This window comes from Chroococcidiopsis thermalis PCC 7203 (assembly GCF_000317125.1).
Classification (GTDB): Bacteria; Cyanobacteriota; Cyanobacteriia; order Cyanobacteriales; family Chroococcidiopsidaceae; genus Chroococcidiopsis; species Chroococcidiopsis thermalis.
Genome location: NC_019695.1, coordinates 6,244,185 through 6,258,424, shown reverse-complemented (window position 1 = coordinate 6,258,424; position 14,240 = coordinate 6,244,185). Strand labels below are relative to the sequence as shown.

18 protein-coding genes are annotated in these 14,240 nt (G+C 43.6%); 8 read left to right on the top strand and 10 right to left on the bottom strand.

The genetic code is table 11. From position 1 onward, the window contains the following. Positions 1–197: 197 nt before the first annotated feature. The 3 genes from CHRO_RS27260 (at position 198) to CHRO_RS27250 (ending at position 2,587) form a co-directional block, all read left to right on the top strand. Positions 198–719, top strand: coding sequence for a DUF192 domain-containing protein (locus tag CHRO_RS27260; RefSeq protein ID WP_015157451.1), 522 nt, complete (start codon positions 198–200; stop codon positions 717–719). Between the two features lie 160 nt (positions 720–879). Next, complete coding sequence (locus CHRO_RS27255; protein ID WP_015157450.1) at positions 880–1,377, top strand: DUF192 domain-containing protein; 498 nt, start codon at positions 880–882, stop codon at positions 1,375–1,377. A gap of 25 nt (positions 1,378–1,402) precedes the next feature. Further along, a complete protein-coding gene (locus tag CHRO_RS27250; protein ID WP_015157449.1) occupies positions 1,403–2,587 on the top strand; it encodes an MFS transporter in 1,185 nt (394 codons plus the stop codon). 10 nt (positions 2,588–2,597) lie between these two features. Here CHRO_RS27250 and CHRO_RS27245 read toward each other — a convergent pair whose 3' ends face one another. From CHRO_RS27245 to CHRO_RS27230, 4 genes are all read right to left on the bottom strand, one after another. Beyond that, positions 2,598–2,837, bottom strand: coding sequence for a 2Fe-2S iron-sulfur cluster-binding protein (locus CHRO_RS27245; protein ID WP_015157448.1), 240 nt, complete (start codon positions 2,835–2,837; stop codon positions 2,598–2,600). A gap of 11 nt (positions 2,838–2,848) precedes the next feature. Further along, a complete protein-coding gene (gene cobQ / locus CHRO_RS27240; RefSeq protein WP_015157447.1) occupies positions 2,849–4,333 on the bottom strand; it encodes a cobyric acid synthase CobQ in 1,485 nt (494 codons plus the stop codon). A 120-nt stretch (positions 4,334–4,453) separates the two neighbouring features. Continuing rightward, positions 4,454–4,861 (bottom strand): Npun_F0494 family protein, encoded by a 408-nt coding sequence (locus CHRO_RS27235; protein WP_015157446.1) that lies wholly within the window; start codon positions 4,859–4,861, stop codon positions 4,454–4,456. A gap of 155 nt (positions 4,862–5,016) precedes the next feature. Next, the gene (locus CHRO_RS27230; RefSeq protein WP_015157445.1) at positions 5,017–6,033 is read right to left on the bottom strand and encodes a CsgG/HfaB family protein; all 1,017 of its coding nucleotides are present in this window, start codon (positions 6,031–6,033) and stop codon (positions 5,017–5,019) included. A 374-nt stretch (positions 6,034–6,407) separates the two neighbouring features. Between CHRO_RS27230 and CHRO_RS27225 the strand changes: the two genes are divergently transcribed. Next, on the top strand, positions 6,408–6,707 hold the full coding sequence (locus CHRO_RS27225; protein ID WP_015157444.1) for a hypothetical protein: 300 nt from the start codon (positions 6,408–6,410) through the stop codon (positions 6,705–6,707). 68 nt (positions 6,708–6,775) lie between these two features. Here CHRO_RS27225 and CHRO_RS27220 read toward each other — a convergent pair whose 3' ends face one another. From CHRO_RS27220 to CHRO_RS27200, 6 genes are all read right to left on the bottom strand, one after another. Further along, positions 6,776–7,552, bottom strand: coding sequence for a ZIP family metal transporter (locus tag CHRO_RS27220; protein ID WP_015157443.1), 777 nt, complete (start codon positions 7,550–7,552; stop codon positions 6,776–6,778). A 198-nt stretch (positions 7,553–7,750) separates the two neighbouring features. Beyond that, the gene (locus tag CHRO_RS27215; RefSeq protein ID WP_041463587.1) at positions 7,751–8,407 is read right to left on the bottom strand and encodes a DUF1295 domain-containing protein; all 657 of its coding nucleotides are present in this window, start codon (positions 8,405–8,407) and stop codon (positions 7,751–7,753) included. A 142-nt stretch (positions 8,408–8,549) separates the two neighbouring features. Beyond that, complete coding sequence (locus tag CHRO_RS27210; RefSeq protein WP_219336045.1) at positions 8,550–9,974, bottom strand: hypothetical protein; 1,425 nt, start codon at positions 9,972–9,974, stop codon at positions 8,550–8,552. Between the two features lie 65 nt (positions 9,975–10,039). Then, entirely contained in the window at positions 10,040–10,969 is a 930-nt protein-coding gene (uvsE, locus tag CHRO_RS27205; RefSeq protein WP_051033384.1) for a UV DNA damage repair endonuclease UvsE, read from the bottom strand. A 100-nt stretch (positions 10,970–11,069) separates the two neighbouring features. Continuing rightward, on the bottom strand, positions 11,070–11,273 hold the full coding sequence (locus CHRO_RS33000; RefSeq protein WP_181824248.1) for a hypothetical protein: 204 nt from the start codon (positions 11,271–11,273) through the stop codon (positions 11,070–11,072). Then, positions 11,228–11,740, bottom strand: a complete 513-nt coding sequence (locus CHRO_RS27200) for a YdcF family protein (RefSeq protein WP_015157439.1) — start codon at positions 11,738–11,740, stop codon at positions 11,228–11,230. The genes CHRO_RS33000 and CHRO_RS27200 overlap by 46 nt, the downstream gene beginning before the upstream one ends. A gap of 269 nt (positions 11,741–12,009) precedes the next feature. Here CHRO_RS27200 and CHRO_RS27195 point away from each other — a divergent pair, with 269 nt between their 5' ends. The 4 genes from CHRO_RS27195 (at position 12,010) to CHRO_RS27180 (ending at position 14,174) form a co-directional block, all read left to right on the top strand. Next, entirely contained in the window at positions 12,010–12,357 is a 348-nt protein-coding gene (locus CHRO_RS27195) for a hypothetical protein (protein WP_015157438.1), read from the top strand. After that, complete coding sequence (locus CHRO_RS27190; RefSeq protein ID WP_015157437.1) at positions 12,350–12,532, top strand: hypothetical protein; 183 nt, start codon at positions 12,350–12,352, stop codon at positions 12,530–12,532. The genes CHRO_RS27195 and CHRO_RS27190 overlap by 8 nt, the downstream gene beginning before the upstream one ends. Before the next feature lie 90 nt (positions 12,533–12,622). Continuing rightward, positions 12,623–12,856, top strand: coding sequence for a hypothetical protein (locus tag CHRO_RS27185; RefSeq protein WP_015157436.1), 234 nt, complete (start codon positions 12,623–12,625; stop codon positions 12,854–12,856). Between the two features lie 229 nt (positions 12,857–13,085). Then, entirely contained in the window at positions 13,086–14,174 is a 1,089-nt protein-coding gene (locus tag CHRO_RS27180; RefSeq protein ID WP_041462661.1) for an amino acid ABC transporter substrate-binding protein, read from the top strand. Positions 14,175–14,240: the final 66 nt, after the last annotated feature.

The following is a 14,240-nucleotide window of genomic DNA, read 5'->3' as shown; positions in this document are numbered from 1 at the left end:
TCATTGATTCTTAATAAATTATCGCCTTTGCTCTTAACTTTATAGAGCTAAAACTATCTACAGCGATCGTTCCTAAAATTGTGAATTGCTGATTAATAATGTGTTAATGGTGCAGTTTTTTCATTGCGCGCGACCTGCATTGCCGATTACTTATTATTTAACTGCGAATCAATTGATATGTTTAAATTCATAAAATTATGTTTCCTAAAATCTCTCTTTGGCTAGTTGGAATCTCAATATTTATTATTTTTACTGCTCTGTATTTAGGCTTTTCCTGGTTGTCTTTACAAATTAGTTCGCCGCAAAAACCACAAGTTATCCAAGTTTTAGCCAGAATTGAAGTTGCCAAGCAAAGAATTTACTTAGAAGTTCCTCAAACCCCAGAACAAGAAGCACAAGGCTTAATGTATCGTACTATAATTCCCAGGAGTAGGGGAATTTTATTTGAATTCGATCCGCCTCAAACGATCGAATTTTCCATGCAAAACATTTTTGTACCAGTCGATACAATTTTTCTGAGAAATACGGAAATTCAGCAAATTCAAATAGCTGTTCCTATCTGTAACGAAGTCAATTGCCCTATATATAGCTCAAAGGTAAAAGTAGACCAAATGATTCAGTTGCAGGCTCGAAGAACTTTAGAGCTAGGTTTAAAAATAGGCGATCGCCTACCAATCGAGTTTCTCGACTTAGATACTAAAACTTTTCGCCGATCTTAGCTTAATAAAACTTAACGCCCGTTCTTTTGTTTTAGATAAAAGATTTAAGTAAGAGTTAATTTAAACTATTTACAAGAACGATTTTTGGTTAAGAAATTAGTCGATTTCCGGTTAAAAAGTCGAATAGCTTCGGTTAAGAAATCGTTAAAGTGAGGGCTTTATGTTAACTGCGACCCAGAAGAAGTACTGGAAGATTTCAGCTAATAATGCTTTTTGCATAGTTACATTGGTGAGCGGTCTGCTTTTACTAATAATTCAAGCTCAAATTGAAAAACAACCACAATCTCTACCTGTAAGTGCGAAAGCGCAAATTTCTGGACAAGAAATTGAGTTGGAGGTTGCCCAAACAGCGCAGCAACAATCTCTGGGACTGATGTATCGTGGCGAACTGTCCCAGACAAGAGGAATGCTGTATACTATCGATCCGCCTCGCCCAGTTAAGGTCTCGATGCAAAATATGCGCTTCCCTGTGGATGTTGTCTATTTGCAAAACGGACAGATCGCAGCCATCCAAGTAGAGGCACAGCCTTGCGATGCAGTTGCTTGCCCTACATATAGCTCCAAGTCAACGGTAGATCAAATGATTCAGTTACGAAGTGGCGCGACAGCAACATTAGGATTAGAGGTAGGCGATCGCGTCCCAATTCAGTTTCTCTAACGATGAACCCCCTAGAGCTTAGCTGATGCAGCCAACTAACTCGTTACCTGTCAAAATCACTTTGCTAGTTGTCAGTACGCTGACTGTGATGGCGGGTGCAACAATTGCACCTTCGCTACCAGCAATGAAACAGCACTTTAGCACCATACCGAATGCAGATTACTGGGTAAGGTTGATTTTGACAGCTCCAGCCCTATTTATTGCCTTGGCTGCGCCCTTTATTGGTGCGACGATCGATCGATTGGGACGCAAACCCGTGTTGATCGTTGCCTTACTCGTATACGGGCTAGCAGGTAGTTCGGGGCTGTGGTTGAATGCGATCGGCTTTATTCTGTTCGGACGAGCGCTATTAGGTTTGAGCGTGGCTGGGGTGATGGTAACGGCGACGGCGTTGATTGCAGATTACTACACGGGGAAAGAGAGAGGGCAGTTTTTGGGTATCCAAGCTGCTTTTATGGCATTAGGAGGAGTTATTTTCCTGACTTTAGGGGGCTTTCTTGCCGATATCAATTGGCGGATGCCCTTTTTTATCTACTTAATTGCTCTAGTTTTAGTCCCGTGCGTCGTGTTATTGCTACCGGAACCGAATCGTACAGCTAAGGGTGCTGGGGCTAATGTTGCAGACGAACCAACCAGCTTGGCGACTGGTTTAGTGGTATTGACTTATGCGATCGCCCTAATCTCGCAAATTGTATTTTATCTAATTCCCGTCCAACTCCCCTTTTACTTACAGCAATTACTCCAAGCAAGCAGTTCTCAAAGCGGGTTAGCGATCGCCCTTGCCACTGGGTGTTCTGCGGTTAGCTCGTTATTGTACCAGCGCGTCAAAGCCCGCCTCAGCTTTATTAGCATTTATGGCATTGCTTTTTTAAACATGGCACTAGGATATGAATCGATAAGTTTTGGCGCAGGTTATGCGGTGATTCTACTAGGATTAGCGATCGCGGGTCTGGGTTTGGGTTTACTCATGCCAAATATGAACTTTTGCCTGACTTCAATCGCTCCTGGTGTAGCCCGTGGGAGAGTTTTAGGTGGGTTAACAACTAGCTTTTTTTTGGGACAATTTCTCTCACCCCTCGTCAGTCAGCCTTTGACTAATTTCGTAGGAATAGCTGTAACTTACAGAACTGCTGGAATCGTGATGGGGATAATGGCTATAGCTGCCTTAGTATTTTTGATGCGGGCTAAAACAGCGGGAAATGCTAGTTAGGAATTGATTCTCACCACGCCGGATCGAAATAAAGATCGATCGTTAACTGTTCTTGTCCCGGAGGAACGGCAGTAATACAAGCGCACACTGTATTGTCCCCATCAATCTCGACTTCGCAAGCGTGACAGGAACCCATCATACAGCCCGTGGGGATGATAACCCCCGCTCGGTCTGCTACATCTAACAATGGTTCTCCGACTGTGGCTTCTACAGTGACATCATCGGGTAAAAAATTGACTCGCACAGTCATAATTCCTAACTTTAAGGCGACAGAACAGAAGATAAGTCTAGATGGGTTTCGACCATACCTGCTAGGGAGTCGAGCATTGCTTCTCGCTGCTCGCGATAATTAGAGATACCTGTAGGCAGAGATTTGAGTCCCCTTTGTTGCCGCAGGCGATTTAACCAAGCCCTCCGCCAAGGTCCATTATCGAAAATTCCGTGCAGATATGTTCCCCAGATTGATTGACTACTATCTACCATGCCAAGACCGGTATCGTCAAACAGGGGTTGATAGTCGTTGGCTTGGGCGGGGGGTAATTCCACTAAACGCGATCGCCCTTGGTGAATTTCATACCCCGATACGGGCAATCCTGACTGCGGAAAATTCGATATGACTTGACGCTGGCGAGCAACTTTATGCATTGTGATTGCCGTTCTGATTGGCAGCAATCCTAAACCTGGATACCTACCAGCTTCGCCCTCTAGCCCTTCTGGATCGGCTAGCTGTTGCCCCAGAATTTGGAAGCCACCGCAGATACCTAAAACCGTTCCCCCAGCCGCCGCATAGTTTTGAATTGACTTTGCCATCCCGGTTTTATGCAGGACGAGTAAATCGGCGATTGTGGTTTTCGTTCCTGGGAGAATCACTGCATCTGGATGTCCTAGTTCGTGTTTGGGGCTGAGATATCTCAAACCAATACAGGGTTCCGATTCTAACGGATCGAAGTCGGTAAAGTTAGAAATTCGCGGCAGGCGAATTACGACAATGTTGAGTTCGCCTTTAGCCCGAGAGGGCTTGCGTTCAAACAAATCGAGGGAATCTTCGGCGGGGAATGAATGATCCAGCCAGGGAATGACACCAATGACGGGGATTCCCGTCCGTTCTTCCAGCCACTTAATGCCCGGTTCTAAGATCGATCGCTGTCCGCGAAATTTATTGATGATAATCCCGCGCACTAAACTGCGTTCCTCTGGTTCGAGTAATTCTAGCGTGCCTACGACATGGGCAAAAGCACCACCGCGATCGATATCTACGACTAGTAACGTTGGCGCGTTCAAATACTTGGCGATCCGCATATTTGCTAAATCGCGATGCTTGAGATTAATTTCTGCCGGACTGCCTGCCCCCTCGCACACGATCATGTCAAATTCTGCTGACAGATGGCGCAGAGATTCTTCAATTGCCTGCCATCCTGGTTGAAAAAATTGCTCGTAGTAGTCTGCTGCGTTGACTCTGCCCACAGCCTTGCCTTTGAGGATCACCTGAGAAGACATATCTCCTTGGGGTTTGAGCAAGATTGGGTTCATCTCTACCATTGGAGCAACGCCAGCCGCCCACGCTTGCACCGCTTGGGCATAGCCAATTTCGCCACCATTAACGGTAACGTAAGCATTCAGCGCCATATTTTGTCCTTTAAAGGGGGCTACGCGCCAGCCACGTTTGGCTAAAATGCGACAAATTGCAGCTGCGATTGTTGATTTTCCAGCATGGGATGTCGTTCCCACGATCATGATTGATTTCATATGCGGCTATCGGCTTGAGCAGGTAAAGGCAGAAATTTCAGACCGAGATGGGTTTCTGTGTTTATTTTCCCCTTTTTTGCTGATTCTTAACTTTTGCGCTGACAAATTTAAGACATTCACCTAAAAAGGTAGCCGCAGCCAGCGACTCAGGGTATTGTAAAGGCGATCGCGCCACGTTGGAGTATCCCACTTACCATGCTGAGCGTATCGCTCTACTAGCTGTCTGCCCAGAGGCGTGAGCCGAAAACTATCTGTGATTCCCTGTCCGTCTACCTCGCGCCGCAATACACCGACTTGAATCAGCCAAAAGAGTTCGTTGTCTACTGCAAGTTCTGTTAAAGGACGCTGAGTATAGCCTTTTTCCATGCCAGAACTGCCCGCGATCGCCATAACTGGTACGCTTTGAGCTAGCATTGCCTGAAATAAGTGTAAGTTAAAGCTAGAACAAATCAGCGCCCGACGCGCCCGCTCTAAGGTACGGTTGGGATAGAAAAATGGTTTAGTGTTGCTAGTATTCGCATGAGTCATTTTGGTATTTGTACCTTACAGTCACTCTGCCTGAAAAACGATTTTTGAAACTTCTAAATATCTTAATTATTACAGGTATTGGTCATTTGTCATTGATAATGACCCATAAAATAAGGTGGGCAATGCCCACCCTACATCGAATTCTTAATTCCTCTCTATTGTCCGGCTTTTGCCATATCTCCTCGTTTAAAGCCCACACCGTTTGTAACTTTACCAGTGGCAAATCCCTGACCGACTTCTGTTAATTCAATCGTGCCAATTGGCGAAGTTAAGGCGCGCAGAGTCTTACCAGTTTCAGGATCTTTAATTTCTTTGGCTACTCGCTCGATTGAGATTTTCATCCCGGTTTTTAAACCTGCTTCCTGTCCTTTGTTAATCGTGACTAAATTATTAGTGACATCAGCTACTACAGCATTAACATTTGGTGTAAACGAAGCTGCTGTCGTAACTTTGGCAGCAGAGGCAACAATTTCTCGCGTAATTTCACTCACAGCAAGTTCTGCGGCTGCACTCAATAAAGTTTCAGGATCGGCATTTTTCGACTCGTGATAAATACCACCCACATTTAAAGCTTTGCTTTTTTTATCAACTTCTCCTTTACCTTGAGTTGCAGCGAGAATTTCTGCGGTCGTCGTGCTGACGAGCCTAGCATCAATTTGCACGATCGCCCGACTTTTTTGTTTCGCCGAACAAACTCCAAAAACGCAAAAGCCGTTACCAGAATTATTTTCTTCAATATTAAATTGAGTTACCGCACCGATTATGACAGCATCAACTCCCAAAACCCTACCAATTTGAGCAGCGGTTTCTGGATTTATCCGTCCCGAAGCACCTAAGTCTTGTTCTTGTAAAATAGCGTCAATTTTACTACGCTCGATAACACTATAAGAACCATCTTTAACTAATGCATTTGTAATCAAATTACTCACTCCTTGGGCTGGGCTAGCACCACCAAAGATATTTGCAAAATTAACACTGCCAGTATCGGCAAAATCAAAATCTAGGACAGCAACTCGCTGGCGTTGAGGTGCTTGGGTTTGGCTATTTTCAGTCAGAATAGGAGTTTGAGCATTAACTATAGGTATCAGCAGAGATAAATTAGCCGTACTCAATAAACTAAAAAGACATAACAAATTCAGCGAACGAGTCGCTAATTTTACATGAGTTTGCATATTTTTTCGATTAGCAATAAAACTGTGGCAAAAAAATATCCTAGTTAACTGTAGAACCTACTATTTTGCAGATATCTTACAGATGGATAATCGCGATTATATCCAGGCGATCGCTGTTTTTCCCGTAGTATATCTACTTAAAGTTTAAGTATTCAAATCTATGAATAATGTATTAAGAGCAATTAGTATTGAATCTCTACTGTATAAATTTGTATTTCAGATACAGCCATGTGTCAGCAGATAAACGCAGACGAGTGCCATGTGGTTCGGGCTAACTCAGTCAAATTTTTGCAAAGCTATAGCAAAGATACTGAAGTTTGTTGCTACAGTAAAATTAAATAGTTTGTCAGTAATCTCCGTCCAGGAAGCAGGCAATGAGTAAAGATATCCGCGTTGCTGCAACTTCAAAAATTTGGGCTTTCGCTACGGGAATGCTAGCAATTTGCATTCCACTTTCTAGCGTAACTAGGAGTGGTCCTATTTTACCGCTAGCCGCGATCGCCGGAGCTGCCACAGGTACGTACTTTGTCTGGCGCGATGATAAGCAGTCTCAATCGCTAGCAAATAGCGATCCAAAACAACTTGAGCAACGCATTGCAAATTTAGAAACAATTGTCAGCGATCGCGAGTTTGAATTAGAGCGGAAAATAAAACAATTAGAATCAAAGGATTAAGTCAAAAGTCAAAAGTCAAAAGTCAAAAGTCAAATTCCATTCTTTGATAACTGATAACTGATAACTGACTATCCCCCTAGAGCAATATCTAAAAACATCATTACCACAAAACCTAACATGACACCGATAGTTCCTTCGGTTTCTAATCCTTTACGGTGCGATTCGGGGATAATATCGTCGCTGATTACGAATAGCATTGCTCCTGCTGCAAACGCCATTGCCCAAGGTAAAATAAACTGAGCTATACTTGCTACGCCAGCACCCACTAACCCGCCCAAAGGCTCTACTAAACCCGTAAGCAGAGAAATTCCCAAAGCATAGCTAGTAGAATATCTTTCTGAGATTAATGATAGAGCTACTACTAAACCTTCGGGCATATTTTGTAAGCCAATACCTAAAGCAACGGGTAGCCCTTGTTCGATATTTCCACTCCCAAAATTGACTCCTACAGCCAATCCTTCAGGAAAGTTATGAATTGTAATCGCGGTAATAAATAACCAAATTTGTTTAAGACTTTTACCTCGACAATTTTCTCGTCCTTTAAAAAAATGTTCGTGCGGTAAAGCATGGTGGGCAACTTGTAAGAACAATCCACCCAACAAAATTCCTACAACCATAATTAGAGCAGCGATCGCTCTGGAATAACCAATTTTTTCTGCTGCTTCTGTACCTGGAACGATCAGAGAAAAAGCTGTAGCTGCTAACATAACTCCACCACCAAACCCCAACATGATTCCCTGGATTCTCTGGGTCAAATTGATTGGTAGTAAGATTGGTAAAGCTCCAACAAAAGTTGCTAGTCCAGCGAGTAGGCTAGCAAGAAATCCGACAAGAACAACGTTCATAAATTGCGATCGCGGTAGTGATAGTAATAGTGAAATAGCAACTTAAATAGATGCTGCTTGGGTTTACATCTGTAAAAAGATATTTCCTGAAAATCAAGTATATCATACTCGTTATGAGTACGCATTATTAATGTGCGTACACTTTGAGGGCGCACGATTGTACGCCTTCTCAGAATGGATATGGTATGCTGCCCTGAATCACCAAAGAAAAGGAATCAAGCGGCTACTAGACTCTTGATACGCTGCATACTCGCTATACTTGCCAGACATGGTTTGTTCTCTTTGAGAGATGCGCTGGAGATAGAGGAGGGTAATAGTTCCTGGTACGAGATAAGCCCATAAAGAACCTGCGACAACGCTGAAACTGAGATAGCGTAGCAAGTCACCGAAGTAGTTAATATTGCGAGAGAATCTCCAAACTCCATCCTGCACTAAACCCGCCCCGTATTGCTTAGCAGTTAGTTTTTGTACGTCAGCAGTGGTATTAATTAGAGTCCCGAAGATGTAAAGTGGTATGGCGATCGCGATCGCGAGTGCAGAAATAGGTGCGGGGTTGGTAAATGCCAAATATCCAGGTAAGGTATAGAATACTCCGACAAATATCAAAGTGAAGCTAAAACCTCCTACTCCTATGGGTTCGTTAAATATCTGTCGTCGGTTAGGAAAGAACCACTGTTCTAGCAACCACCACAGACAATAGCTAACGTGCAAACAAAGATAAATAACTTGGCGTAAGTCGGATATCCCAAAAACGATTGCACAAATTGCCAAGCAAAAAACTGTCAGCACCTTAGCTGCATTAATTGCTGTTAGTTGAGTTATGGCACTCGCTCCCGCATCAGATGTATTCTGCATCATAACTGACAAACTTCTCTTAACATTTCTTAATTGTAGCTGGGAATTCTATTCTAAAATTTGTCTCGCGCAAAGACGCAAAGGCGCAAAGGGTGCTTAGCGTCTCTGCGTCTTTGCGTGACATTTTTCTCAAGATTTACTGCTACTGGCGAATGATGCGGCGCAATTGATTTGCTTCTTCCCAACTTCTTTCAACTCCACCTTGGGCAATATCTTTGACGTAATTAATTTTGACTTCTTCGAGTAAGTCTACAAATAATGACTTGAGTGCTTGCAAGTTGTGTTGTTTTTTGACTTCTGTTTCTAGGGCAATGCTAAAGTTTTGAATTAAGTGACTCGATTTTTCTATAACTATAGGATCTTCTAATAAATTGGTCAAAGTTGTGTAAGTAGATTGGGAAATATCGTTAGCTAATTTGGATGAAACTTGACGAGGTAGAGTGTCCATACCTGGTAAATGCTGTATTTGCTGGTACATTTGAGTTTTCTTAATGGCATTTTCGATACTGTAGTGGAGTAATGATTCAATCTCAGTTTGGACTTTGGGAATAACTTGATAAATTGTCATTCGCAGTAAGCGATTAGCAATTTCTTGCACTTCATTAGTGTTATTAATATTGATATAGGGTTGATAACGTCCCGTTCTTAATAACCACTCAGCTGCATCACCTCGTTCGATAGAGTCTTGCATTTGATCGATTAACCGCACGCCAACAATTTCTGTCATTTCTTCAGCGAAATTAGTGACGAAATCATATTTAATTTGCTTGCGAACAGGTTCGAGATTTAATAATTGTGCTTGATAAAGCTGTATCGTTACTGGAATTACCCTCAGCCAGCGCCAAAATGGTAAGAGGAGAAATAAATCGTACCAACGCCTTAGCAGTGCCTCTAGCCAATTTAAATCTGGTCTTTGACGGCTGATAATGAAAGTACGGATGAGAATTTCTAAGCCAAAAAAAGCGATAAAAGGTAAGTCAATTAACCAAAAGCGATCGATGAATTTACCTTGAGTATTAATTCCACGATAGTAGTTAGTTTCTATGAGTGGCTGAAGATTTGTTGTAAAGAAATCTAATTCTCGCTCCCAGCCTGCGCGATTGAGATAAGCCTGACTCCAAAAAGTATCGAAGGCTTGATGAGCTGAGTTAATATGAACGCGATCGCGGACTTGATTTTTGATATTTTCTAAATGTCCGGTTTTCTGGGCGATCGCAAAAGGATTATCTTCGATTAACTCATTGCTAAGTTGCCGCATTTGAGCTAATAGATTCTCGACTTCTGGTGACTGAATACCCGTCTGCTCAATTTCTTGTTTGATTTGTTGAAATTGAGCCAGATATCGGGTTGTTTCTCGATGGGGTTCGATACCTTTAATCGGATCGTACTGCTGAACAATTTGAGGAAGTTTTTCAAAATAAAAGTCGCGCCAAGGAATATATGATAAATCGAACAAGACAAGGAAGAAATTCAGTAAAACCACAAGAGCAACTAATCTTTCCAGCCAGAGAAAGCGCCGTACTGGACGAAATGCTATTTGAGTTTTTTGCACAGATGACATATTCATTTCAACCAAATTTTGCTCGCACCAAGAATGCGATCGCAGTTAAGGAGCGATAACAGCAAATAGTATCACCAATTGCTGTTAGTCAAAGCCGCGATCGCCTCTTCTTTTGCCTTAGCTTCAATTTCAATCCAGGGTGCTTCTCGGTAGATACTGGGCATGACGGTAATAAATTCGCTATGCTGTCTATCACTGAAAGCTGCTTCACCGTTAGAAATGTGGACGAGTTGCCACTCTGGATTTTTCCACGTCGATCTAGCAGCATAAAACATCTCGGCTACGGAGGGATGATCGTAGCTTTCTAGTTTCTCATGACAGATGTGATGGTGAGCGTCAAAAACCATTGGGACTTTTGCCTGCTGACAAACAGCTAAGATTTCCTCAGCACTGTAGGCATATTCGTCATTTTCAAAAGTGAGGCGGCTTTTAATTGCTTCTGGAAGGCGATTGACAACTTGCACCAATTGCGACGTTCTCTGAGCTTTGCCTCCGTGAATATTCATGCACGCCCAAGCCGAGCGCGGTAAACTGAGCAAGTCCATAATTTGGGCATGTTGTGTCAAAATTTTGATACTGTTTTCCACGACTTGTGGCGAGTCAGAACTTAATACCACAAATTGATCGGGATGGAGTACCATGCGGATGCCCAGTTGTTGCGATCGCCTTCCCACTGCTGCTAAATCAGCAGCCATTTCTGCTAAGATGGTTTGTCCGATGCCGTCTTCCATGTCACTTAGGGGAAATAAACCCGAAGGCATTCGATAGAGGAAGATTTGGTTTGCTTGACAAAAAGATATTGCCGCATTCAAGCGAGTTAAATTGCTCAAATAAAGCTCTCGTAAGGCAGTTTCCCGTTCTGCTGCACTTAACTTGAGGTAGCGCGTCCGCGTCATGGTACGATAGCGGACTGCTTTAGAAACGGTGATACAAACTAAACCCAATTTAGAGCGATCGCCCGTGCGAGATAATAATTTTGTACTGCTTGGCTCAGTAATCATACCCATAAAGACAGTAGTTGGCTAACAAATGCGATCGCCACCACAGATAAACTTAGCAATCAAAGACAAATTTAATCTGCCAAATCTAAAATCACATCTATCAAGAGGTGAGAGGTAATGGGTAATGGGTAATGGGTAGTTGGTGGTTGACAGTTCTTGCTCCTCTGCCCCTTGTCTCCCTTGTCTCCCTTGTCTCCCTTGTCTCCCTTGTCTCCCTTGTCTCCCTTGTCTCCCTTGTCCTCCGACTCCCGTACCGACTTATCTTTTCGTTAATGTCGAACCCGTGCGTCCTGTCAGTACCCAAAGCAAAGCTCTACCTCCGTCGCGGATGGTTTTGTTGTAGGGTTCTGGCGATCGCTGCGAGGGAACGGAAATTGGGGTAAAATCAATCCCACGACTACCTAAGACAATTTGACCGATTGTTTCGGCACGGCGCATATGATAATCAGACGTGATCAGGTAGATCTTCTTGATGCCCCGCTTTTGAAACTCGCCGACTAAGGTAGTAAAGTTTGTGACCGTATCTACTGCCTGGTAGTCTAAATGCAAACGACTGCGATCGACACCAGCTTGGGTAAATAAATTACGGGCGTATTCTTTCGGACTACCACCGGAAACCCAAATTGGTAAATCTGGCTTGTTCTGTGCAAATTCGATTGCGAACTTCTCTCGTTGGACGGAACCGCCGAGAACGAGAATTGCTTGATATGGCTCTAACTGGCTTTTCACCTCCTGATATCCCAGCCACAATAAGGTAGGCAGTAGTAGCATCAGCCAACACCAACCCCTACGCCCAGATTTTCGCGGTTTGACCCGTCGATAACGTCGCTTTTTCAGAACTTTAGCAGAGCTTCAGCGCAACAACACGAATATCTAGGGTAGCAGGCAACTGAGCGGCATGGCTGAGGTCAAGATAAATTTAATGTTTTTGAAGAAAATTGCTTTCGGCAATCTGATGGGGTCAGATAATACTGGCTTCTTGCTATAACTCAACCTTTCTGTGTATTTTATGAAACAGTTAAAGATGAAAAAATACGCAGATGGCAAAGCTTTCAGATGAAACTTTAGGTACCATTTTTACTCTACAAAGACAGTTAGTGGAAGGGATGGATGAGGCAGCAGCAACAGAATCAAGGCTCTTTGAACAGTTTGGTGAAACAGAAGAAACGCTTCCAGTATTAGAACAACTCCTGAATGTGAGAGAACGCCTACTAGCTCCTTATTCTCGTCTGAGTGCGCTCTTACCTAGAATTTCCGAATATCAACCGACTGCTCCTACAGATGTGGTAAATTTACTGTATCAAACCATCGAGCAAGCCCAAGCTGCCCGCGATGCTTCAATTGCAAGTATTAGAGAAGCTAAGAGGGACTTTGACCTACATGAGTAAACCTAAAAAAATTCCCGATCCAGACAAAGTTAAGCGTACCGTCGAACAATTACGTGACAGTAATCGACAACTCGAACTTGTAACTTTGGCACTGGATGAATTGATTGCTAGAGTAGATAACGATTTGCGCCATCAGCGCCGAACTCGGCTTCAGGGTAGAAATTACAAGTTCTAAATTACAAGTTCTAGATTACAATTTATAAAAATTCATGCTTTTCTCAAGCTACTTGAGTTGAACTGATAAAAGCTAGGGAAGTTAAGCACAATGAAAGCAGCAAAATTATCGTTGGCGACTATCTTATCCACGACTGCGATCGCGGGTGGAGTTTTATTTTCTTCTGTCGATCCAGCTCAATCTTATCCTTGCAGCAGATATCGGAACAGCTACACGACGCAATCAATTGATTGGTGGCGTTCTCCTTGGGTAGCAGTTTTGACTATTCCTGGAATTGCTCTAGGAGTAACTCTTTATAGGCGCGGTCGTTCGTATCAGAATTAGCGACGTGTAATTTCCTCCATATTATGCCTAATTTATTGGGGCGCACAGCTGTGCGCCCCTACAAGTGTGTATGCATCAACTTACCTCCGATCTCTCACTTCTTACGTCTGTTTGCGGTAAAGTTTAACTAATCAAATTTACAGAGAAACACTCGCTTTTGTGGCAATTGATACCACTTAGTATGAGCGTGCATCGTAAAAAAACAGAGAAGAGTAGGACAAATCTATTTATGTTCAAAAGGAGTGTACTGCTAGTGGGTGTTGCGCTGGTAGCAACTCCTTTAACTGCTTGCAGCCAATTTTATTCCCAGTCACCACAGCCACAGGGAACCGCTCAAACAGGAAGTAGCCCAGCCGCAGGGGGAGGAGGGGGTACATTAGATGCAGCTAAGTCTCGCGGTAGGCTAGCGTGCGGTGTCAGTGGTACTTTACCAGGGTTTAGCTACGTAGACCAAGCAGGTAAGTATTCTGGACTCGATGTGGATATCTGTCGGGCGATCGCAGCGGCTTTATTTGACGATCCGAATGCTGTCGATTTCCGCAATCTGAACGCAAAAGAGAGATTCACTGCCCTGCAAGCAGGAGAAGTCGATATTCTCAGTCGCAATACGACTTGGACGATGAGTCGCGATACTTCGGTAGGGCTGGAGTTTCTTCCCGTGACGTTTTATGACGGTCAGGGCGTAATGGTGAAGAAATCTGCTGGGACAAAAGACTTGAAGGGTTTGCAAGGCAAAGCTGTTTGCATGGAGACGGGAACCACTACCGAGCAAAACTTTGCCGACCAAATGCGCAAAATTGGAGTGAAATACACGCCCCTAGTATTTGAAGATGCTAATGCCGTTTACGCAGCATACGAACAAGGTCGGTGTCAGGCTGTGAGTACCGATCGCTCTGGATTGGTATCCCGTCGAACAACGCTGAAAAATCCGCAAGATAATATTATTCTAGATGCGCTTTTATCCAAAGAACCACTAACACCAGCCGTGAAAAACGGAGACTCCCGCTGGTTTGATGCGGTTAAGTGGACGGTCTTTGGCTTAATTGAAGCCGAAGAACTGGGGATTAATTCTCAAAACATCGACCAATTCGCCAAAAGCCAAGACCCAGTTGTCAAAAGATTGCTAGGCACGGAAGGGAATTTAGGTCAAGGTGCGGGTTTACCGAATGATTTTGTTGCCCGTGCAGTGAGGAAAGTCGGCAACTACGGCGAGATTTACAACCGTAATCTCGGACCTGGCACGCCATTCAATTTACCACGCGGTCAGAACGATATCTGGGAGAAAGGTGGTTTACACTACGCTCCACCGTTCAGGTAACATTTGTCAGGGAGCAGGGAGCAATCACTTTTGATGTCTGACTTCTGGCTTTTGGTTTTTGACTTG